General features: G+C 34.7%; 21 protein-coding genes. 4 read left to right on the forward strand and 17 right to left on the reverse strand.

Going from position 1 to position 23,149, the window contains the following annotated elements; genetic code table 11:
* Nucleotides 1-2: 2 nt before the first annotated feature.
* The 16 genes from ACLI50_RS16185 to ACLI50_RS16260 form a co-directional block, all read right to left on the reverse strand.
* Nucleotides 3-728, reverse strand: coding sequence for a class I SAM-dependent methyltransferase (locus ACLI50_RS16185; RefSeq protein ID WP_411414225.1), 726 nt, complete (start codon nucleotides 726-728; stop codon nucleotides 3-5).
* A gap of 30 nt (nucleotides 729-758) precedes the next feature.
* On the reverse strand, nucleotides 759-1,688 hold the full coding sequence (locus tag ACLI50_RS16190) for a glycosyltransferase family 2 protein (protein ID WP_411414226.1): 930 nt from the start codon (nucleotides 1,686-1,688) through the stop codon (nucleotides 759-761).
* Nucleotide 1,689: 1 nt separating this feature from the next.
* Nucleotides 1,690-2,358: an NAD-dependent epimerase/dehydratase family protein gene (locus ACLI50_RS16195; RefSeq protein WP_202841667.1), complete on the reverse strand. Its 669-nt coding sequence runs from the start codon at nucleotides 2,356-2,358 to the stop codon at nucleotides 1,690-1,692.
* A 27-nt stretch (nucleotides 2,359-2,385) separates the two neighbouring features.
* The gene (locus ACLI50_RS16200) at nucleotides 2,386-3,255 is read right to left on the reverse strand and encodes a glycosyltransferase (protein WP_411414227.1); all 870 of its coding nucleotides are present in this window, start codon (nucleotides 3,253-3,255) and stop codon (nucleotides 2,386-2,388) included.
* A gap of 1 nt (nucleotide 3,256) precedes the next feature.
* Nucleotides 3,257-4,435: a glycosyltransferase family 4 protein gene (locus ACLI50_RS16205; RefSeq protein ID WP_202841665.1), complete on the reverse strand. Its 1,179-nt coding sequence runs from the start codon at nucleotides 4,433-4,435 to the stop codon at nucleotides 3,257-3,259.
* 1 nt (nucleotide 4,436) lies between these two features.
* Nucleotides 4,437-5,027, reverse strand: a complete 591-nt coding sequence (locus tag ACLI50_RS16210) for an acyltransferase (protein ID WP_202841663.1) — start codon at nucleotides 5,025-5,027, stop codon at nucleotides 4,437-4,439.
* Between the two features lies 1 nt (nucleotide 5,028).
* Nucleotides 5,029-5,925, reverse strand: coding sequence for a glycosyltransferase family 2 protein (locus ACLI50_RS16215; protein ID WP_202841661.1), 897 nt, complete (start codon nucleotides 5,923-5,925; stop codon nucleotides 5,029-5,031).
* Complete coding sequence (locus tag ACLI50_RS16220) at nucleotides 5,925-7,025, reverse strand: DegT/DnrJ/EryC1/StrS family aminotransferase (RefSeq protein WP_411414228.1); 1,101 nt, start codon at nucleotides 7,023-7,025, stop codon at nucleotides 5,925-5,927. Before ACLI50_RS16220 ends, ACLI50_RS16215 begins: the two co-directional genes overlap by 1 nt.
* 87 nt (nucleotides 7,026-7,112) lie before the next feature.
* Nucleotides 7,113-7,646, reverse strand: coding sequence for an N-acetyltransferase (locus ACLI50_RS16225; protein WP_202841657.1), 534 nt, complete (start codon nucleotides 7,644-7,646; stop codon nucleotides 7,113-7,115).
* Nucleotides 7,636-8,058, reverse strand: a complete 423-nt coding sequence (locus ACLI50_RS16230; protein WP_110008467.1) for a sugar 3,4-ketoisomerase — start codon at nucleotides 8,056-8,058, stop codon at nucleotides 7,636-7,638. Before ACLI50_RS16230 ends, ACLI50_RS16225 begins: the two co-directional genes overlap by 11 nt.
* Nucleotides 8,048-8,449 carry a sugar 3,4-ketoisomerase gene (locus ACLI50_RS16235; RefSeq protein ID WP_110008468.1) on the reverse strand — a complete coding sequence of 134 codons (402 nt, stop codon included), beginning with the start codon at nucleotides 8,447-8,449 and terminating at the stop codon, nucleotides 8,048-8,050. Before ACLI50_RS16235 ends, ACLI50_RS16230 begins: the two co-directional genes overlap by 11 nt.
* Nucleotides 8,446-9,705 carry an ABC transporter ATP-binding protein gene (locus ACLI50_RS16240; RefSeq protein WP_110008469.1) on the reverse strand — a complete coding sequence of 420 codons (1,260 nt, stop codon included), beginning with the start codon at nucleotides 9,703-9,705 and terminating at the stop codon, nucleotides 8,446-8,448. Before ACLI50_RS16240 ends, ACLI50_RS16235 begins: the two co-directional genes overlap by 4 nt.
* A 32-nt stretch (nucleotides 9,706-9,737) precedes the next feature.
* Complete coding sequence (locus ACLI50_RS16245; protein WP_110008470.1) at nucleotides 9,738-10,586, reverse strand: ABC transporter permease; 849 nt, start codon at nucleotides 10,584-10,586, stop codon at nucleotides 9,738-9,740.
* 174 nt (nucleotides 10,587-10,760) lie between these two features.
* Nucleotides 10,761-11,624 carry a glucose-1-phosphate thymidylyltransferase RfbA gene (rfbA, locus tag ACLI50_RS16250; RefSeq protein ID WP_110008471.1) on the reverse strand — a complete coding sequence of 288 codons (864 nt, stop codon included), beginning with the start codon at nucleotides 11,622-11,624 and terminating at the stop codon, nucleotides 10,761-10,763.
* A gap of 97 nt (nucleotides 11,625-11,721) precedes the next feature.
* The gene (gene rfbB, locus ACLI50_RS16255) at nucleotides 11,722-12,801 is read right to left on the reverse strand and encodes a dTDP-glucose 4,6-dehydratase (protein WP_411414229.1); all 1,080 of its coding nucleotides are present in this window, start codon (nucleotides 12,799-12,801) and stop codon (nucleotides 11,722-11,724) included.
* Nucleotides 12,802-12,805: 4 nt separating this feature from the next.
* A complete protein-coding gene (locus ACLI50_RS16260) occupies nucleotides 12,806-14,119 on the reverse strand; it encodes a UDP-glucose dehydrogenase family protein (protein ID WP_202841649.1) in 1,314 nt (437 codons plus the stop codon).
* 213 nt (nucleotides 14,120-14,332) lie between these two features.
* Here ACLI50_RS16260 and rimP point away from each other — a divergent pair, with 213 nt between their 5' ends.
* From rimP to infB, 3 genes are all read left to right on the forward strand, one after another.
* Nucleotides 14,333-14,800 (forward strand): ribosome assembly cofactor RimP, encoded by a 468-nt coding sequence (rimP, locus tag ACLI50_RS16265; protein WP_034691441.1) that lies wholly within the window; start codon nucleotides 14,333-14,335, stop codon nucleotides 14,798-14,800.
* Nucleotides 14,801-14,816: 16 nt separating this feature from the next.
* On the forward strand, nucleotides 14,817-16,052 hold the full coding sequence (gene nusA / locus ACLI50_RS16270; protein ID WP_002982960.1) for a transcription termination factor NusA: 1,236 nt from the start codon (nucleotides 14,817-14,819) through the stop codon (nucleotides 16,050-16,052).
* Between the two features lie 76 nt (nucleotides 16,053-16,128).
* On the forward strand, nucleotides 16,129-19,098 hold the full coding sequence (gene infB / locus ACLI50_RS16275; protein ID WP_411414230.1) for a translation initiation factor IF-2: 2,970 nt from the start codon (nucleotides 16,129-16,131) through the stop codon (nucleotides 19,096-19,098).
* 70 nt (nucleotides 19,099-19,168) lie between these two features.
* On the opposite strand, the gene ACLI50_RS16280 is transcribed toward infB, so the two are convergent.
* Complete coding sequence (locus ACLI50_RS16280) at nucleotides 19,169-19,849, reverse strand: hypothetical protein (RefSeq protein ID WP_411414231.1); 681 nt, start codon at nucleotides 19,847-19,849, stop codon at nucleotides 19,169-19,171.
* Nucleotides 19,850-20,283: 434 nt separating this feature from the next.
* On the opposite strand from ACLI50_RS16280, the gene ACLI50_RS16285 reads away from it, so the two are divergent.
* On the forward strand, nucleotides 20,284-23,148 hold the full coding sequence (locus ACLI50_RS16285; protein ID WP_411414232.1) for a SusC/RagA family TonB-linked outer membrane protein: 2,865 nt from the start codon (nucleotides 20,284-20,286) through the stop codon (nucleotides 23,146-23,148).
* Nucleotide 23,149 lies beyond the last annotated feature (1 nt).

The following is a 23,149-nucleotide window of genomic DNA, read 5'->3' on the forward strand; positions in this document are numbered from 1 at the left end:
TGCTAATAGTGAAATCTGTTAAGGAGGGATGGAATAATATCTTTCGATTTTAAATTGATCAATTCTTGAGGATTCTTTTTGAGATCCTGAAACGTGTAGGAAATAAACTGCCTGAAAAATTCAGTATCCAGCTCAAAATTCATAGGAAGATTATGTTTTTTCTGAATAATTCCGAGACCATAATCTGTGTCAATAACAAAAACCTCAAGATCGTTCGGATATTTTTTTAGCAGATAAAGGATAGATTTCCAGGTATCACCGTTCCACTCACCAGTCCATTCCGGATGTTTTTCTTTCGTAAAAAATTCTTCTGAGTTGTACGCTGTTGAGGCTGGCTCACTCACAGGAAAACAGTCATGCATGACAATAATTGATTTTTCATCCATGAAAGGAAGGATATTCAGAACATCTTTAAGTGCCTGGTGGTACGTATGCATACCATCAACCAGAGATATTTCAACAGTGCCGAAATTTTTAAGAAACTCTTTTTTTTGCTCAAAAAAATCATCACTGGTCATTTCAAAATAATGCGTTTTTCTATTATTTTTAATGTCAAAGACTTTTCTTTTGAGTTTTTCCATTTTGGGTATTATGAAGTTGGGGTCTATTGCAATTTTGTTTTTACAGCTTATGGTATATAAAGATGTGCCGCTTCGGGTCCCAATTTCAAGATATTTTTTAAAATTAGCTTTCTGGATGATACTGTTGATAAGACGAATTCTATTCATTTTTAATGCTGGGTTTAGATTTATTCTGAATTATACATGTTTTAGATTAAGAAATGCAGCCCCTTTATTTTTAATGATGGTTCTTGCGTTCATGATTTCATTAAACCGGGTCTTCTGATATTGATATTCTTTCAAAGTATCGGAAGCAGCAGAAAACTGCAGCTGGAGAGCTTGCTTTATCATTTTAGGAATGAAATCTCTGTTAAGTACCTTGGAATCAAAAGGGAGCGCCGGATTCAGATAGCGTTGTTCCCGCTGTACTCTCAGAGCATTAATGTGGCTGGTTTTATGGAAATCCTGTTTGCCATCATGTACAACCCTGCTGGGCGGGCATACGATGATTTTTTTCCTGAAAAAAGAAATACGTTGTACATATTCATAATCTTCAGAATAATGAAAAAAGTAAGGATTAAAGCCCCCGATTTCTTCAATGGTTGCTTTGGGAAGCAGCCAGTGAGCGGCATTCACAAAATCGATTTCATAATAATCTTTCAGACTATTGTTAAAGCTGTCTGAAAATATTCTGTTATCCGGAGTATTTCTTGCCAGATAACGTTCGAAAAAAATATCGAGCTTTTTCTCGCTGCCATCCATGTGTATCGGACTTAAAATCCCCAGTTGATTTTTGTCTGGGTACGCGTTGTAGACATCCAATAGTTTTTGAAAGCTGTCCGGATAAATCCACGCATCCTGATTCATCAGGTAGAAAAAATCGGCTCCTTCTTTATACGCTTTTTCTATCCCTGTATTATTCGCTTTTCCAAAACCTAGATTTTGTGGAGACTGAGTGAAGTCTACTTCAGGAAAATACTTTTTGATATATTCCTGAGTGCCGTCTGTGGATCCGTTATCTATTACAAAACATTTTACAGGAACTGAAGAGGTTCTTAAACTTGAAAAACATCTTTCTGCCCACTTCATGGCATTATAAGTAACAATGATTACATGAATAGCCGCCATTTTAAATATACTTTCGGGTTAACGTTTCCAGATAACTTTCAGGACTGATACCTGAAAAGAAGTCGTGAATTTCTTTATCAAAATCTACTCTGTAGAAGTCTCCTTCGTTTACTTCTGAATAATAGGCTTTTTGATGGGTTTCTTTTTCAATAGCACCTATAATTTCTTTTAAATCAAAATTATAGGGGAAAGAAAAATTAATAACTTTATTAGGAAGATGCAGACAGTAAGACTCTAAAAATTTAGAAATATCATCTATATCCAGCAATAGTCTCCTTGCCTTTGTATGAACTGTAAACTGGTGTGAATTTTTAATCTGATTTTTAAGAAAATTGAATAATGTATTTGGGTTTCCTCCGTTTCCTACAATATTTCCAATTCTGAGAATAAGGTAGTTTTTACACTTATTTTTGATATAATTTTCAATTTCCTTTTTATGTAAAACGTAAAGACTGTCTTGTTTTGATTGATCATGAATGCTTAGAGTAGAAAAATAAATTAATTTGTGATTGCTGTTACTCTCAATACATTTATCCAACAGAGTAAATTCTCTTTCAAACTCTGAACTTGTTGTTTCCAGAGAATTCGAAACACCAGAAGCGAAAAATAGATTTTCCTCTGAGTCTATATTTTTTAATGAATTGGCAATAAGTCCGTTTCCTATGATCATATCTTATTAAACAGTTTTAGATAAATTTTAATTCTTTGAGTTGTGTTTTTTATTGATACTTCCAGCGTATCTTATATAGCCGTAATACTTTTTTGCTATTTCCAAATGCTCATTAAAATTAAGTTTTTTGGGATAAAATTTTAATGTCAGAAATAGGTTTTTTTTATTAACAGGGTAGTATTTAAAAAAATTGTGCAAAAACCCTAGAAATATTTTCTTTTCAGCTTCGGTGTCGATTTCTTTTTGAAAATCAGATCCTATACTTTCCCTTACTTTAATATTGGCATCTAACCAAGTTTTATCCGGATTTCCACCAGAGAAATGTTGAATCAGTATATCGTTAACCACATAATTCTGTTTTTTTGTAGAAACTCTTAAACTAAAATCAAGATCATAGCCATGGAAACCTTTCAATAGATTTTCGTTGAATTTAAACTGATTAAATATTTCTTTTTTAATTCCAAGAAAAACACCGTCAACAGCAAAGACTTTATTTCTGTTTTCCTTCGTTGTTTGAATGGGAAAATACAGGGTATTCTCTTTATTTCCCTGTAAAATATTTACGAAATTATATTTCTCAGTAACGGTCCAGCTTGATGGAGAAGAAGGAACGTAGGATGATCCTGCAAGCCCTATAATTCCTGTATTTTCCTGGTTTAAATGATTTATGAGTGTATTCCCCCAATTTTCATTTTTAAATAAGATGTCTTCATGGATGAAAAGCAAATAATCAAAACCAGCTTTTTCCGCGCCTTTGTTATAAGCTTCACAAATTCCCATCAATCCAGGATTGTCTATTTTAATGATTTCATAAGACACCCCAATTGTTTCTGCAATATTTTTTTCAAGTGCAGAAAAATAGTCAGGAAGGTATGATGAGATTATGATGGAGATCATCCTAAAGTAAGTTATCAATTATTGTAAAAATTTTACCTGCCAATTTCTTGTCAGAATATTCGTTTTCCAATCTCTGATAAATATTTTCACCATAACTTTCTCTTAGATTGGCATCCTGCATAAGTTTAACGGTCTCTTCAGCCATGGTATCCATATCCAGATAGGGAACAAGTACTCCATGATTGTTTTCCAGAAATTCAACAGCACCACCGCTTTTTTCAAAAGCTACGATGGGTTTTTTTAGTTTTGCAGCAGTCAGCATAACTAATGGGAAAGGATCTTCACGGGACATTAAAAGAAAAACATCAAAAATATTTATATAATCATTTGGCGTTTTATTATGATCGATAAAAATGATGTCCTTTTCTACCCCTAATTTTTCAGCATCCAGTTTGGCACATCTTACAGCAGCACTTTTGGATGTTCCTCCAAGATTGATGAATTTAAAATTAAGATCAGTTTTCTGTTTTATTTTCTGAACCAAAACAGGAACCATCTCCGTACCTTTTCTTAATTCCTGAGAACTCGCAATTCCAACGATCAATTCTTCATTTTTAATATTCAATTCCTTTTTCAATAATTCTTTATCCTTCTGGAGGTTGAGAACATTGTCTACGAAAGAATGTATTGCTGTTACTTTTTGTGGGGCTGCATTGTACTTGTTGATAAGATTGTCGGCAACAGCTTGCGAACCTGCTATAATTTGGGTGATATTTGAAATGTTTTCTAAAACAAACTCTTTAGAGTAAGTACTTTCAATCCCAAAACTAAGCTCATGGATAGCAACAATTGTAGGAATGTTTTTTTTATAGAAAGGAAGCGTCCAAATCAATGATTCCATTGTGTTTCCATATACCAGATCGTATTTGTTTTCAAGAAGAGAGATGGTAATTTTATCAATTTTGTCTTGTTGAGTCTCTTTTTTTCTGAAAACAATTGATTGAACTCTTTTTAAATTTCTTTTTAAAAATGAAAAAGACTGTAAATGATAATGAGCAACAACAATATTGTTAGCTACTTTTGCAAATTCTTCATACAATTCTCCTCCTCTGATCAATAAAATATCGATCTGATAATTTTCTTTTTCTTTTTTTAATCTTTTTATTAAATCTAAAACAAGAATGGGAGCACCAGATAAAGAAGCTTCGTGCGAAATAAATAATATTTTTTTTGTACTCATTTTAGAGGGTTTGAGAAATTAAATTTTGACTATTTTTCATAATTGTGTTTTCCGGAACAGATTTGTGTATTACACAGCCGGCTCCAATAATAGAATTGTCTCCGATCGTAACCCCTTTTAATATTACAGTATTGCTTCCAATCCAGCAATTTTTACCAATTTTAATAGGAGACGTCATATATTTTTCTTTTTCTACAAAAAGTTTTTCACCTTTTTCAATAAGATGATTATGATCGTATAGCCTTACGCCTTCACCAAAAATGGTGTCATTACCAATTTCAATTTTATCTAAACAATTAATAGAACAATAATTGTTGAAAAAAACACTTTTTCCAATTCTAAGGTCAGCATTCGGAAAAACTACAATATTGCAGTATTCTCTCAGTAAAAAATTTTCACTAATTGTAATATTTCCTATTTGATTATTTTCACCTTTAAAAATATCTGCATCTTTTGGCGAAAAACTTGGATGAATATTTATATTAGGTTTGGACATGAAAATATTCCATTTTTCCTGTTTTTTTCTTTTATCATTATTCTCGACAAGAGTAATGATTTTTTGTGCGATATTATTTTTAAGCTTTGTAAACATTTTAGAAAAATTTATATTTCAGATAATATAATCTTACAGGCAGGTTATATTTCAGGCATAAATTCAGCCAACGTTCTTTCCCTTTATATTGAGAATATTGTTCAGACACTTTCCGGATTTCCTTTTTATCTTTAGATGTTATGTAGATCTTTTTGATGTCGTTATTTATTTTTGTCTTATTTTCAAGATTATGATCATATTTTAACCTTAAAAGTATTTCTTCTACAAAAACAATCCTTTCTTTTATTTTAGAAATGTTTTCACCATGCTTTCTATGATATGCAAGATTTTCAGGAATAAAATCAATAAAATAATTTTCATTAATTCTCAACCATCTGTCGTAATCTTCGATAAGAATATTTTTATCGTACGGACCTGTCTCAATTAAAACCGTTCTTTTAACCAACGTAGCAAGAGCCGGGATAAGGTTCATCTTTTTCAATGTACTTTTAAATTGATTTTCATCTTTATAAAAACTCAGATCATCAAGATAATTAATTAATGTTTTATCTTCTTGGATGATAAAGCAGCTTGAAAAAATCATTCCGAAATCATTCCCCTTTTTTTCTAAATTGGCTACGCATTTTTCAAGAAATGAAGGATGAAGGTAGTCATCGGCAGCTATAATATTTACATATTTTCCCTCAGTCATCTCAATACATTCATTAAGTGTTGCAGCGAATCCTATGTTTGTTTCATGAAAATTGGTTTTTGCAGAAATGTTGTTTTCGTTCAGCCAGTTTTTTGTGATCTCCACAGAATTGTCTGGTGAAGCATCATCAGCAATAATGAGTTCCCAGTTTTTATAAGTTTGATTTTTAATACTATTTAAACACTCAGGGATAAATTCTGAGTGTTTGTATGAAACAACAATAAAACTTACCAACGGATTCTCCATTAGAATTTGTTTAATAATTCAATAACTTTAGCTATTTCCTCTTTTTCCATTACCGGAGAAATAGGCAGGCTCAAAACTTCTTGATGAATCTTTTCACTGATCGGAAAAGATTGTGAATTCCAGTCTTTATAAGCTTCCTGTTTGTGGGGAGGAATCGGATAATGAATCAAAGTTTGGACACCGTTTTCTGTAAGGTAAGCCTGAAGTTCGTCTCTTTTTTCTGTTCTGATAAGGAAAATATGCCAAACATGCTCGTTCTCATTTTCAGGGTTTTCCGGTAGAATAATATTGGAATTTGAAATTTCGCTGATATATTGTCTTGCGATCTTTCTTCTCACCTCATTTTCTTCATCAATGTATTTTAGCTTAATATCTAAAACAGCAGCCTGAATTTCGTCTAGTCTGGAATTTAATCCTTGATAAATATTTACATATTTTTTATTTGAACCATAATTTGCCAAGGCTCTTATGGTTTTTGCCAATTCTTCATCATTAGTCGTAATTGCACCGGCATCGCCCAAAGCACCTAAATTTTTTCCGGGATAGAAACTAAAACCAGAGGCATCACCAAGATTTCCTGTTTTTTTTCCTTTCCATTCTGCTCCAATAGCCTGAGCATTATCTTCAATGATTTTTACATTATATTTTTGAGCCAATTGCTGCAATTCTTCAGAGAAAATAACTCTTCCGTAAAGATGCACAATTAAAATACCTTTTGTTTTTGGAGTGATTTTTTCTTCAATTTTTGATACGTCAATATTATAGTTGGCAATATCTGGTTCTACCAAAACGGGTACGAGTCCATTATCGGAAATGGCTAAAATAGAAGCAATATAAGTGTTGGATGGAACTAAAATTTCGTCTCCTTCTTTCATTAATCCCATTTCGATATATCCTCTAAGGATAAGACGAAGAGCGTCTAAACCATTGGCAACACCGATTGCGTGTTTTGTTCCGATATATTGAGAAAGATTTTTCTCAAATAGATTCAGTTCATTGCCCATAAGATACCATCCGGAACGGAAAACCTGCAAGAGCTTCGCCTCAATTTCTTCTTGGTGCTGTAGATTAATTTTTTGTAGATCGAGGAACTTAATCATGAGAATAAATTTTTTATTTTTTGTTGAAAGGTTTTTCTATTACTTTATATGAATGAATACTTGCAGTGAGCATAATGAAAAACATCACTAGTCATTTTGAATTTCATAGGAATTTCCTTCCTTGTCTTTCATATTCAGATCTAAAATCTTTCCGTCTAAAGTTATAAAACCCGTTTGTCTGGCAGGATTTCCATACCAAACTGTATTTGAAGGCACATTTTTCGTAATGACACTTCCGGCACCGATCAAAGCATTTTCTCCGATTATATTCCCGGCAATAATTGTAGAGTTAGCCCCAATTGAAGCACCTTTTTTCACAAGTGTTTTACTGAATTCTAAAGGATATTGTTTTGAACGCGGAATAAGATCATTCGTAAAAGTTACATTTGGACCGATAAATACATTGTCCTCCAATGTTACTCCGTCCCAAACCTGTACGCCGGGTTTAATGGTTACATTATCACCTATTTTCACGTCATTTTCAATAAAAACATTGCAATTTATATTGCAATTTTTACCAATTTCAGCACCTTTTAAAACAACGCAGAATTGCCAAATCATGGTGTCTTCTCCTATGTTTTCACTTTGGACATCGGCTAATGGATGAATTTTATTTTTCATTCTGTATTTTTAAAAATGTATCATAATCTCTGACATAGTCTTCTTCATTATAATGATGAGATGCCAGAACCAGACAAATTGCACCTGATGAAAAATTAATTTCTGAAGCCCAAATTCCTGGTGGAATATGAAGCCCAATATCCGGGCGGTTCAGAAAAACCTGTCTTTTAAACTTTCCATCATCCAGTGAAACCTCGAAACTTCCGCTAGCTGCAATCAAAAACTGATGACATTCTTTATGAGAATGAGCACCACGGCTTTCTCCACCCGCAATGTCGTATAAATAAAATATTCTTTTAACATCAAATGGGAAGGTTGAATTGTTTTCAACCACTGTAAGATTACCCTCATCAAAACTTATTTTTCCAAGGTCTATAACACTACAATCAAATACTGAAAGCTTATTTTTCATTTGCCAGCTTTTTAAATTCTTCAAAATCTCTGATATAATCATCCTGATTATAAGTATGATCAGAAACAATAAGAGCAAGTGAATTGGTAGAGAAATTCTCTAGTTTCCGCCAAAACATTTTCGGAATATATAATCCATAATAGGATCTGTTTAAGGAAAACCGCTGCTCTTCTTTACCATTATGAATCACTACATCAAAACTTCCTGAAAGAGCAATAATATACTCCTGCTGTTCTTTAAAAGCGTGACTTCCCCTTGTTTCCCCTCCCGGAACATCATAAATCCAATACGTTCTTTTAATTTCAAAGGGTAGTTGATTGGGGTGCTCAAAAAAGGAAAGATTTCCTCTTTTGTCATAAATTTTTGGAAGTTCTATTATTTTTGGAATCATGGAGTCTGTACTTTATAATCAAAATTCGGTCTTGTAATTCCCGGATACAAATGAAGTTTGCTGCCCACTTTTACATTTTCAACCTCAAAGCCTACAATACTGTCGACTGCAAATAATACTTCGGTTTGATTTTTTCCGAAAATTAATTTAAAATAGTAATTTCCTGCATTAATTAAACCTGCCGGAATATCAAATTCTACTGTATAATCCCCAATTTCAGAGTTATTATTTTCAGTAATAAGTTTTCCTACATGGAAGATAATAAGCTCTTCATAATTTCTTAGTTCAAAAGTAGCATCCAGATTGATATTAGCACAATTATTCTGGAAAACAAGCTTTACATGAATTCCGGAATCAATATCGATGAGATCTCCATGAATAGGATTTACAGAAAATTCTTTTATTCTGATGTTATTATTTCCTAGAGCTTCATTAATATTTCCATTGTAATAATAAGAACTTGCTGTTGTACTGCTTTTTTGATATTCTATAATTGTATTTAGCATATCTCCTTCATAGGCTAAAGTTCCTTGGTTTAAAAGGATTCCTTTGTTGCAAAGTTCTTTTACGGCAGTCATATTATGACTTACAAAAAGAATGGTTCTTCCTTCTCCTTTTGCTACATCGTTCATTTTTCCCAGGCATTTTTTTTGAAAATCTGCATCACCCACAGCCAATACTTCATCTACAATTAGAATTTCAGATTCCAAGTGAGCTGCTACAGCGAAGGCCAGACGAACATACATTCCCGATGAATATCTTTTTACCGGAGTGTCAATATATCTTTCTACTCCTGAAAAAGCTACGATCTCATCAAATTTTCTTGAAATTTCCTTACGGGTCATTCCAAGAATTGCTCCATTTAAAAAAACATTTTCGCGTCCTGTCATTTCAGGATGAAACCCGGTTCCTACTTCCAATAAAGATGCAATTCTTCCGTTGGTGTATATTTTACCGGTTGTAGGTTTTGTTACCTTGCTTAAAAGTTTTAACAGGGTAGATTTTCCGGCCCCGTTTCGCCCAATAATCCCTACTGCAGTTCCTTGTTCAATCTCAAAATTAATATTCCGAAGTGACCAAACGTACTCAGAAGTTCCCTTGGTTGTTCTGTCATTTACCTCACCAATTTTAAGATATGGATCTTCTTTTCCTCTTACTTTGTGCCAGAATCGGTTTAAGTCATGAGATAAGGTACCCGTTCCGACTTGTCCGAGACGGTATTGTTTTGATATATTTTCTGCTTTTAAAGCTAGCATTTTTAAATTGTTTAGGGGAAGTTAATAAATTTTTAAACTGTGTCCATGAAGGATTTTTCCACCTTATTGAAAATGAAAGTACCTGTTACCAATAAAATAAGGATGATAAATGTACTGATAGTGAGCATTATTGGAGAAAAGTCCCCAACACCAAGCCAGGCATATTTAAAACATTCGAAAATCCCTGTTAAAGGATTGTAAAATGAAATGCTTTTAAAGAATCCCGGTAACGCTGAGGTTGGATAAATAACTGGTGTTGCATACATATACAGACTCACTCCAAACCCCAACAACATACTTAAATCTTTATATTTTGTGGTTAACGCAGAAAATATCATTCCTACTCCCAATGCAAATAATGCCATTAGTAAAATTAAAAAGGGAGTTGCTAAGATCCAGATATTAGGATGAATTTGTCCTTTTGATAAATAATAACCCCAGCCGATAATAAATAGGAGAAACTGTACTCCAAAACGCATCAGGTTGGAAATTACAATGGATAAAGGAGAAACCAGTCTTGGAAAATATACTTTGCCGAAAATATTTGCATTACCAACAAAAGTTGAAGATGTTCCTAGTAAACAAGCTGAAAAATAATTCCAGAGAGTAACTCCTGCAAGGTAGAAAAGTAATGGTGGTGCTCCGTCAGTTGGAAGGTTGGCAATTCTTCCGAAAACAATTAAATAAACAATTGTCGTTAGAATTGGATTGATAAAAAACCAGATCGGGCCTAAAATAGTCTGCTTAAAGCTGGATACAAAATCTCTTTTTACAAACATATAAACAAGATCTTTGTATCTCCAGACTTCTTTTAGCTTCAAGTCAAATAACGAATGATCAGCATCAATCGTTTCTGTCCACTTTTGTTGTGGTTCATTCATCTGTGTAAGTTTTTGCAAATTTATAATAATTAATTCTTACCGTATGTATTAGTTTATAAATTTTCATAGTCCATAAAACTAAAAATCAACAACTAATATATTGATATTTGTCGGCATGAGCAAAAACTATTGGCCATAAAGCCAATAGTCTATGAATTTTATAAATTATAATTGTTATTTTCTGATAAGTTGTTTCAGGTATTCACCGTATCCGCTTTTACCATATTTGGTAGCCGTCTCAAGCAGTTTCTCCTCATCAATGAATTTGTTTCTGAATGCAATTTCTTCAATACAGCCGATTTTAAATCCTTGTCTTTTTTCAATAACACTTACAAATTCTGAAGCGTCATGAAGAGAATCAAAGGTTCCTGTATCCAGCCATGCCGTTCCTCTGTTAAGAACAGCTACTTCAAGTTTTCCATTGCTTAAATAAACATTGTTGATGTCTGTGATTTCCAGCTCACCTCTTGCAGAGGGCTTGATGTTTTTAGCAATTTCAACGACATTGTTATCATAAAAATAAAGGCCGGGAACAGCATAGTTTGACTTAGGGTTTAAAGGCTTTTCTTCAATAGAAACAGCTTTCAGGTTTTTGTCGAATTCTACTACACCATATCTTTCAGGGTCTGCTACGTGGTAAGCAAAAACAACTCCTCCCTGTGGATTGGTTTTGTTTTTCAATAAAGTTCCCATTTCGGAACCATAGAAAATATTATCTCCCAATACCAGCGCTGCGGGGTCGTTACCAATAAATTGCTCGCCCAGAATAAAAGCTTGCGCTAAACCATCTGGACTTGGCTGTACAACATATTCTATATTACAGCCGATTTGTGAGCCGTCGCCCAAAAGTTTGATGAAACCTTCCTGGTCATGTGGAGTGGTGATGATCAGAATATCCTTGATTCCTGCTAAAAGCAATGTGGAAAGCGGATAGTAAATCATAGGTTTGTCGTAAACAGGCATCAGCTGCTTGCTTACTGCAATGGTTAGAGGGTAAAGTCTTGTTCCGGAACCTCCGGCTAATATTATTCCTTTCATGTTTTGGTGCGTAAAGACGCTTATTTCTTTTGTGTTGTGAGTTGAATTTCTGTGGAAGATAAAGAGTTCCATTGCTCTGTTATCTCAAATAATATATTTAGCTGTATTGTTTGCTGTAATAATCCTGATAATTTCCGGAAGTTACATTCTCCAGCCATTCCTTATTTTCCAGATACCAGTCGATGGTTTTTGCTAATCCTTCTTCAAAGGTAACTGAAGGTTTCCAGCCTAAATCTTTATTCAGTTTTGTGGCATCAATAGCGTAACGTTTGTCGTGACCCGGTCTGTCTTTTACAAAAGTGATCAGCTTTTCTGAATAACCTTTCGGTCTTTCCAGCTTGGCATCCATTTGTTTGATCAGTTCTTTGACAAGATCAATATTCTGCCACTCGTTGAATCCTCCGATATTGTAAGTCTCACCGGTTTTTGCTTCTTTAAAGATCTGATGAATCGCCTTGGCATGGTCAATGACAAACAACCAGTCTCTGGTGTATTTTCCATCACCGTAAATAGGAAGTGGTTTCTCGTTGATAATATTCGAAATACAAAGTGGAATCAATTTTTCAGGGAAATGATTCGGACCGTAGTTGTTGGAACAGTTCGATACAATGAAAGGCATTCCATAGGTATTTCCGTAAGCTCTTACCAAATGGTCAGAGGCTGCTTTTGAAGCTGAATACGGAGATTGAGGGTCGTATGATGTGGTCTCCAGAAAGAAACCTGTTTCCCCTAAACTTCCATATACTTCATCCGTGGAAATATGATAGAAAAGATTGTCTCTTTTTTCATCCGGGAATCTGCCGTGGGTATGATCAGGATTTAATGTCCAGAATTCTTTACAAAGGTTCAAAAGATTAGCAGTTCCGTTTACATTTGTATTGATGAATGCCATAGGATCTGTAATACTTCTGTCTACATGGCTTTCTGCTGCTAAATGTACAACAGCATCCGGGTTATATTTTTCGAAAACTTTTCTAAGCTCTTCCGGTTTTGTAATATCTGCTTTTTCGAAAACATAATTCGGTTCATTTTCAATGTCCTTTAAGTTTTCGAGATTTCCGGCGTAGGTAAGAGCATCAAGATTGATGATCGTAGTATCCGGATTGTTTTTTACAAACTCTCTTACAACATGGGAGCCGATAAATCCGGCACCTCCTGTAACGATAATATTTTTCATTGATTTATTTTGTAATGGTCTTTCTTCCTATACTTTTATAATGAAATCCGTTCTGTTCAGGGATTTCCAGCGGGTACATATTTCTGCCGTCAAAAATGACTTTGTTTTTCATTTTTCTAGCCATAAGGTCAAAATTAGGATTTTTGAATTCCGGCCATTCTGTAGCAATAAACAGTGCATCTACATCTTCGATTGCATCGTACATTCCTTTAGCATATTGTATTTTATCACCTAAAAGCTTCTTAACATTACTTTCTGCAACAGCGTCATAGGCTATGACCTCTGCTCCTTTCTCCAATAGAAGAGCGATGTTGTCTAATGATGAGGCTTCTCTGATGTCATCCGTATTGGCTTTGAAGGCAAGCCCCCACATAGCAATTTTCTTTCCTTCAATACTTCCTCCGAAATATTTTTCAATTTCAGACACTAAGATTACCTTCTGGGCTGTATTTACCTTTTCCGTAGCTTCAAGGATCTGAAAATTAAAATCTTCCTGCTTTCCGGACTTTATAAGTGCTTTTACGTCTTTAGGAAAGCAGCTTCCACCATATCCGATACCTGGGAATAAGAATCTGTGCCCGATTCTGTCATCACTACCCATTCCCAGTCTTACCTTATCTACATCTGCGCCCACTTTTTCACAATAGTTCGCAATCTCATTCATAAAGGTGATTTTTACTGCCAGAAATGAATTCGCAGCATATTTTGTAAGTTCTGAGGATTTCTCATCCATGAAAATGATGGGAATTCCGGTGTTGGTAAAAGGCTGGTATATCTTAGACATGATGTCTTTGGCTCTTTCCGAACTTGCACCTACAACTACTCTTGAAGGGTTCATTGAATCTTCAACCGCAAATCCTTCTCTTAAAAATTCGGGATTTGAAACAACATCAAAAGGGATATTTGTTTTCGCTGAGATGGTTTCTCTTACTCTGTCTGCAGTTCCTACAGGAACCGTGCTTTTATTGACAATGACTTTGTATCCGGTCATCATTTCGCCAATATTATCAGCTACCTGAAGTACATAAGACAGATCTGCAGATCCGTCTTCTCCCGGAGGAGTAGGTAATGCCAGATAAATCACTTCGCTTTTGTCTAAAGCTTCTTTAAGATTGGTAGTGAAAAATAATCTTTCAGACTGAATGTTTCTTAAAAACATTTCTTCAAGGTTCGGCTCATAGATGGGAACAATGCCGTTTTTCATACCTTCTACTTTTTTTTCATCAATATCAACACAGTATACTGAATTGCCAAGTTCTGCCAGAGTGGTTCCTGTAACCAAACCTACATAACCTGTTCCTACAATCGTTATATTCAAAATGTCTGTTTTTAAATTCTAAGACAAAAGTAATAAAAATCTTCTGACATATTCTTTTAATTTATTGTAAATGAATCGGGCGCTATTTACCTGATACTTAAGATTATTTTGCTTTTTTAGAAAAAAAGCTTATATTTGCAATGGATTTACGGAAAAAATGGGAAGGCTTCGGAAGAAAGCCTTTTTTCGTACTGTAAATCAAGATAAAAATATATGGAGTTTAGAAAAAGAATTGAAGAATTATTAAATGAATTCCTTGAGACCAGAAAAGATCTGTTTCTTATTGATCTTAAAATTTCTGCAGGGGATGATATTACAGTGATTTTGGATGGTGATAACGGAGTTTCTTTGCAGGATTGTCTTGATGCAAGCCGTGCAATTGAATTCAATATGGATCGTGAAGAGCATGACTTCAGCCTTCAGGTGATGTCTGCAGGACTGAGCGAGCCATTATCCACACCAAGACAGTTCAGTAAAAACATTGGAAGAGAGATTGAGGTGATGCTGGAGGATTCTTCTAAAATTGAAGGGGAATTGTCAAAAGTAGACGATGAGAAGATCACGCTTGTTCTACGTTACCGGAAACCGAAAGATATCGGAAAAGGAAAAGTAGATGTGGAGGAGGAGAAAGAAATTTCTTATCCTGAGATCAAAAAAGCATTAGTAGTAATTAAATTTTAAAAAGAAAAAAGAATAGATGGATAATATAGCGTTGATTGAATCCTTTGGTGATTTTAAAGACGAAAAAGGGATCAGTAAGATTGATCTTATGGCAATTATTGAAGATTCACTGAAAACTCTTTTAAGAAAGAGATTTGATTCAGATGATCATTTTGATGTGATTGTAAACCCGGATAAAGGAGATTTTCAGATATTTTTAAATAAAACAATTGTAGAGGACGAAATGTCTGAAGATGATGATTTGGAAATTGAAATTTCTGAAGCAAAGAAGATTGATCCTACCTTCGAAGTAGGTGAAGACTTTACAATGGAAATTCCTGTTGCACAGTTGGGAAGAAGAAATATTCTTACCCTTAAGCAAATCCTTGCTACAAAACTTCAGGAACACAATAATGCAATGCTGTACGAACAGTTCAGAGATAAAATTGGTGAAATTGTTGTAGGGGAAATCCACCACATCCGTCATAAGCACGTGATTCTGCTGGATGATGAAGGAAATGAATTTATTTTACCAAAAGAAAACCAGATCCCATCCGATTTCTTTAAAAAGGGTGAGAATATCAGAGCTATTGTTGAGACAGTAGATTTTAAAGGTTCTAAACCACAGATTATTATTTCCAGAACTGCACCTAAATTCCTAGAGAAGTTATTAGAGCTGGAAATTCCTGAGATCCAGGACGGAACAATTATCCTGAAAAAGGTAGTGAGAATTCCTGGTGAAAAGGCGAAGATTGCAGTAGATGCTTATGATGACAGAATTGATCCGGTAGGAGCTTGTGTTGGAGTAAAAGGATCCAGAATTCATGGCGTTGTAAGAGAGTTGAGAAATGAAAACATCGATGTTATTCAGTGGTCTAAAAACCCTGAGATCTTGGTGAAGAGAGCATTAGGAAATGTTACTATTAACAAAATTGAAATCAATGAGGAGACGAACTACGCGTTGGTGTATACTCCTGTTGAAGAAATTTCTAAAGTGATCGGAAAACAAGGTCAGAATATCAGACTGGCTTCTTGGTTGACAGGATATGAGATTGATGTATACAGAGAGTCCAGTGAGGATGATGATGTTGAATTGAAAGAATTTAACGATGATATCGAGCAGTGGATTTTGGATGAGTTTAAGAAAGTAGGACTTACGACTGCAAAATCAGTATTGGATAAAGAAACTGAAAGTCTTTTAAATATGGTTGACCTTGAAGAAGAAACTATTGAAGAGGTGAAACGTATTCTGAGAGAAGAATTTGAAGATTAAGATTTTAAATAAATTTTAATAAACAGTAAAAAAGAAATACTTTAATTTTAAAAATTAAAAACAGTAAATAATATAAATGCCAAAAATTAGATTAAACAAAGCGGTTAAGGAATTCAACATTTCGATGTCCAGATTAGTAGAGTTTTTACAGTCAAGGGGCTTCGAGGTTGAAAGCAATCCTAACGCTCAATTGGAAGAAGCGGCATATTCTGCATTGGAGGCTGAGTTTGCTAAAGACGGCGAACAAAGAAAGGCTTCCCATGAGGTGGTGATCACTAAAGTTCCGGAAGAAAAGCTGGAAATTGAAGAAAAGAAAACCCCTGAAGTGATAAGAGCTAAAGCAAATAAACCAGAAACTAGAATTTTAGGTAAAATAGATTTGGAACCTAAGAAGCCTGAAGCTGAAGAGGCTCCTGCAGCTCCTGCAGTTCCTGTGGCTCCTGTTGCGACACCGGTTGAAGAAAAGAAAGAAGAAATCGTGAAAGAAGAACAACCGGAAGTTAAAGCAGTGCCTGAAAAGCAGGAATTTAAAGTTTTGGATAAAATTGATTTGTCTCAAATAGAATCTAGAAACAGACCTGTGAAAAAAGACAAACCAAAAATGGAGGAGAAAAAAGAAGAAGTTAAACCTGTGGAACCAGTAAAAGAAACTCCAAAACCAGTGGTTGCAGAGGAGAAAAAAGTGGAAACTCCAAAAACAGAGGCTGAACCTGAATCTCAGGAACCACAGAAAATTGAGACCGTATATCAGAAGCTTGACGGTCCTAAAATCGTTGGGGAAAAGATCGACTTGACTCAGTTTGCGCCGAAGCCGGGTGCCGGAGCAAAAAAGAAAAGAAAGAGAATTGAAAAACCTGGTCAGAATAACCAACAAGGTCAGGGGAATAATCAAAACTCAGGAAATAATAACCAAGGTGGTCAGGGCCAGGGAAACCGTCAGAATAATAACGGTGGACAAGGCGGAAACCGTCAAGGTCAGGGCGGACAAGGAAACCGTCCTCAAGGTCAGGGTGGCCAGGGTGGAAACCGTTTTGGAAATAACCAGGGTGGTGGAAACCGTCAGGGTCAAGGTGGTGGCTTCAAAAAAGGAGGTCAGAACAACAGACCAGGGCAAAGAGTTATGCCAGTTGAATTAACCGATGAGCAGGTTAAAAACCAGATCAAAGAAACATTAGAAAAACTTACTAATAAAGGAGGAAAATCTAAATCTGCAAAACACAGAAAAGACAAAAGAACTTTCCGTAGAGAGCAGGATGAGCGCCAGCAGGAGCTTGAAGCACAAGACAGAACTCTTAAAGTAACAGAATTCATCACAGTAGGTGAATTGGCAAGTTTGATGAATGTTTCTCCAACTGAAGTAATCTCTGCTTGTTTCTCATTAGGGGTAATGGTTACCATGAACCAGAGACTTGAAGCGGATACCTTATTATTAGTAGCAGATGAATTCGGTTATAAAATCGAATTCTCAGATGCTGATCTTGAAGATACAGATGCTGAAGATGAAGTGGATACTGAAGAAAGCTTATTGCAGAGAGCTCCTGTAGTTACTGTAATGGGACACGTTGACCACGGTAAAACTTCATTATTGGATTACATCAGAAAAACCAACGTAATTGCTGGTGAATCAGGAGGAATTACTCAGCACATCGGTGCTTATAATGTGAAGCTGGAAAATGGTCAGAGAATTACTTTCTTAGATACACCAGGTCACGAAGCCTTTACAGCGATGAGAGCAAGAGGGGCGCAGATCACGGATATTGCAATTATCGTAATTGCTGCCGATGATGATGTAATGCCACAAACAAAAGAAGCAATTGCTCACGCACAGGCTGCAGGAGTACCAATGATTATTGCTATCAACAAAGTGGATAAGCCGAATGCAAACCCGGACAACATCCGTCAGCAGTTATCAGGATTAAATCCACCGGTTTTAGTAGAAGAATGGGGTGGGAATGTTCAGGCACAGGAGATCTCAGCTAAATTCGGTAATAATGTAGATGTATTGCTGGAAAAAGTTTTACTACAGGCTGAAATGCTTGAGTTGAAAGCAAATCCTGACCGTGCAGCAAACGGAGTTGTTATTGAAGCATCTTTAGATAAAGGTAGAGGTTATGTAGCAACAATGTTGGTACAGACCGGAACTTTAAGAGTAGGTGATTATGTAGTAGCAGGTAAAAATCACGGTAAAGTAAAAGCTTTGCTTGATGAAAGAGGAAAAAATCTAAAAGAAGCAGGGCCATCAATTCCTGCAACAATCTTAGGTTTGGACGGAGCGCCTACTGCAGGTGATAAATTCCGTGTATATGCTGATGAAAGTGAAGGTAAAGCTATTGCCAATAAGAGAGAACAGCTACAGAGGGAATTATCGATCAGAACCAAGAAGCATACAACCCTTGAGGAATTGGGTAGACGTATTGCTTTAGGAGAATTCAAAGAATTGAACATTATCCTTAAAGGAGACGTGGATGGTTCTGTAGAAGCTCTTTCTGATCAGTTACAAAGATTATCAACAGAAGAAATCAGTGTTAAGATTCTTCACTCAGGTGTTGGGCAGATCACTGAATCTGATATCAACTTAGCCGCAGCATCAGATGCGATTATCATTGGATTCAATGTAAGAGCGGGTGCCAATGCAAAAGAACTTGCCGATCGTGAGGAAATTGAGATCAGAACTTACTCTGTAATCTATAAAGCAATCGATGAAGTAAAAGAAGCGATGGAGGGAATGCTTTCTCCGGAAATTCAGGAACAGGTGATTGGTAATGTTGAAATCCGTGAGGTATTCAAGATTTCTAAAGTAGGAACAATTGCAGGTTGTATGGTTCTTACCGGAAAAGTAACAAGACAGTCTAAAGTACGTTTGCTAAGAGACGGTATTGTTAAATTCGATGGAGAACTGGAAAGTTTGAAACGTTTCAAAGATGATGTGAAGGAAGTAACAAAAGGTTACGAATGTGGTCTGAACCTTAAAGGTTATAATGATATTGAAATCGGAGATATTCTTGAAGTTTACGAAGAAGTAGCGGTTAAGAAAAAACTGAAATAATAATTTAAGATAAAGAAAGCAGGCATCTCAGATGCCTGCTTTTTTATTAATATAATTAGTTATAAATAATCTAATTCTGGTTCAAAAAAGTCACAAGCTTTATTAAATCTTCATCTTTATCAAACTTTATTTTATTGGATTTAAAGAAACTGGCTAAGCTGTCTTTTTTATCTGGAAATTGTTCAATGATTTCTTTTTGACTTTTAGGTTTCTTTATGAAGCCTTTATCTGTTTTGATATAATATACTGGATCAAGAGTTTTGAAATTTGCAGGCTTGTCACTTGAATAACCATTTGGAGCCGGGACAAAGTCTATAAATTTTGTTTTAACTTTTTTGTATAGACTATTCTTTCCATTGGTAAGCTCATAAAAATAGCCGGCTAATTCATCAGAAGTATCTAGTAATACAAATGTTTTTTTAGGTGAAATAACTTCTATTCTCCCGTATTCTGCTTTCTTTGGAAGAGCTAGGACTTTATCTTCTTTTTTGAATTCAATCTCATCATTATAGCTATTATATCTAATAGGTACTTGTTCATCTGTTGTACCTGAGATTTTGGCCCTCATAAAATCTTTGTCAGGATAAGGTGTTCCCAGAATATCATCATAATTTAAGGTTTTTCCAGATGATGACTGAAGAGTATAATATATAGGTTGGGTTCCGGTACTATAATTTTGAGAAACTATTTGTTGCTGTGCGAAGCAAAAAACATTGGCTAGTAAGAATGTGGATATGGTAATTTTTTTCATGGTATAATGAATTATTTATTTGTTTGTTTATTCTATCAAATGTATTAAATATATTGTTATTTAAGCAACATTGTGCTTTTTTTTATAAATATAAGTGTGTGGTAGTAAGTGGCTTAAATTAGAAAAATATTTTAAAATTTTAAAAAATTTATCGGAATATGTATTTAAGTTAAATATTTTAATCAAAATGTTTAATTTAGATTCATTATAAATAATATTTTATTTCTTGTTTATATTGTGTTAAAAACGTTGTTTTCAGTCTTTTGCTTTAAATTTTAGCTTCCTGAAATCATTGAATATTGTGAATCTTTATTATGTAAATTTTAGAATAAGAAAATACAGCCGTGAGAAGGACATATATGGGAAAGTGAAAATTTGCATGTGTTAATATTTATTAACATATTTGCCCATTAAATATATTAAAATTTGTTAATATGAATGTTAAATTACGTGTATTAAGCGCTGGAGCTTTGTTTTTTTTAGGACAGGCAGCTTTTGCGCAAACGGCTAAAAAAGATACTACATCTAAAGTAAAGCAAATCGATGAGGTTGTTGTGCTCGGGTATAGTAAGACTGCTACAAAAGCTAAGTCAACTGCAGCATCAACTACTATATCTGAAAAAGTTTTAGAAGATCGTCCAAATGCCTCTTTTCTAAACTCATTACAGGGGGCAGCTCCTGGTATTACCATTAACTCTAGTTCAGGTTCACCTGGTTCAGGTAGAATTGATGTTAGAGTAAGAGGTATTGGTTCTCTTAATTCAACTATGGATCCTTTGTATGTAATCGACGGTATGAGTACAAATGGAACGCAATTTAGAAACCTAAATCCGGAAGATATTGCTACTATCTCTGTTCTTAGGGATGCTGCTGCAACATCAATTTATGGTAACAGAGCAGCAAACGGAGTTGTTATTATTACTACTAAAAATGGTACATATAATAGCGGGATGAAACTTTCATATGGTTCTACAATTGGTTTCTCTGCTTATCCTAACCATAATTACAATCTGGTAAATGGAAGCCAGTATAGAAGCTTACAAAATGAATTTGTCAATGGACCAGATGAACAATATTCACCTGAAGAAATTCTAAATGCACCTAATACAGATTGGAAAAAACAGTATTTCCAGACTGGTATGACTCAACAACATAATCTGGGAATGACATTTGGTGGTAAAAATATTTCAGTTTACTCATCACTGGGATATTTTGATATGACAGGTATTGTGAAGTCAACAGATTTTAAAAGGTTTAGTTTTAGGAATAATATTAATGGTAAATCAAACGACGGAAGATTTACATATGGAAGCCAGTTAGCTGTTGGGTATTCAAAAAGACATCAGCTAGATCAAGAAACAAACGTGGCTGGTTTAGTGGCTAACCCACTTCAAAACCCTTTGTTTAGTTCAATTTTGGCTAGACCAGACTTAGAACCTAATCCATATACAAGAGGATCTGATATGTATAAGGCAATTGGTACAGGATATAGTGATAGAATTCCTTGGGTTACTCAAGATATTATTAATGGAGGTGTACAAAACGTATACACTGAGACCAGTGTTTTAGCAAACGTTAATTTTGCATACAAACTTACCGATTATTTAACAGTAGGCCATAAATCTGGTATAGATTTTAAAGAATCTGACAGAGCTTTTGCACGTGCACCTTATGGATATTTAGCTTTAGTTGCTAAAGCTGGGAATGACCCGTATGGAGGTATTGAAGTTTTGAATAATGTTAAAGATTTTAATATTAACAGTATTACGAATTTAACATTTAATAAATCTTGGGGAGATCATACGTTAGAAGTTGGAGCATATTTAGATTATATTAAGGCTCACTACAGAACAAAGCAGTATCAGCAGAACGGTCTAAATCCATTAACATGGGTGTTAGGAGCAGGTACAGGATATGTTCCTTACAGTACTACTACTCCTACTTTATATGTGCCGAATGTTACCGCACAGAATGTTAATGCTGGTGCTTTAGCTTATTTTGCTACTGCAGATTACGATTATGCCGGTAAATATGGTTTCACTGGTATGATAAGAAGAGATGGTGCATATAGATTCTCAAAGGAGAACAGATGGAATACATTCTGGGCCGTTTCAGGTAGATGGAATATTGATAAAGAAGCATTTATGGAGGGATCTGTATTTGATATGTTAAAACTAAGATCTTCTTATGGTACTCAAGGTAACCAGAACTTAGGAATTACAGCAAATAACTTAAATCCTCTTGTGAACCCAGCAACAACGACTTTATTTAGAAATGTTTTTCAAACATCGACAGCTTATTTGAACCAGCAAGGTTTATCGCTGACTGTTCTTGGAAATCCTGATGTTCGTTGGGAAACTCAAAAAATGTTTAACGTAGGTTTAGACTTTGTTGTATTTGATAGAAAGTTAGAAGGTAACTTCGATTACTATATCAAAACTACCGAGAATTTATTTAATAAATTAAATATTTCAGCAGCATCTAATGGCGTGTTTACTATTGATGGTAATAACGGTCGTATGAGAAATAACGGTGTTGAAGCTAGCCTACGATATAATATTTTCAACAAAGGAGACTTCAGATTGTCTGTTTTTGCTAACGGTTCATTTAATAAGAATACAATTCTTGAATTACCATACGGATATTCTCCGACAGATAATGTAAATGCTGCAGGATCATTAGCATTCCAATGGAACCTTATCCGTTATGCTGGTGTAAATAAAGAAACTGGGGAAATGCAGTTCCTAGACAAAAATGGTAATATTACTGAAAACCCTAATGACAGTGATAGAGTATTAACAGGAAAATCATACTATCCTAGGTATCAGGGAGGTTTCGGTTTGAATGGTTCATTCAAAGGTGTTTTTGCTGATGTTTTATTCTCATGGCAAGCTGGTGGATGGCAGTATGATAACCTATACCAATGGTTGGTTGATCCAAACAGTATCGGTACAGGTAATAATGTAAGTGCTGATCTATTTGATTCTTGGACTCCTGATAATAAAAATGCAGGCCTTCCATCTATTACTGCCAATAATACAGGGGCCGATGGAAGTTCTGACAGATATTTATATAAAACAGACTTTATCAGGTTAAAAACTATATCAATTGGGTATTCTTTCCCAAAAGCTAGTTTAGAAAAATTACCTATTAAAGGATTAAAACTATTTGTTCAAGGTGAGAACTTAGTTACTTGGAGCAATTGGAAGGGGCTTGATCCAGAACCTGTTACCGATTTCTCATTAAGTGTTTATCCTAACCCTAAAACATTCTCTATCGGTTTCAACGTAGAATTTTAAA

It is taken from the genome of Chryseobacterium cupriresistens, from assembly GCF_046614675.1.
GTDB lineage: Bacteria > Bacteroidota > Bacteroidia > Flavobacteriales > Weeksellaceae > Chryseobacterium > Chryseobacterium cupriresistens.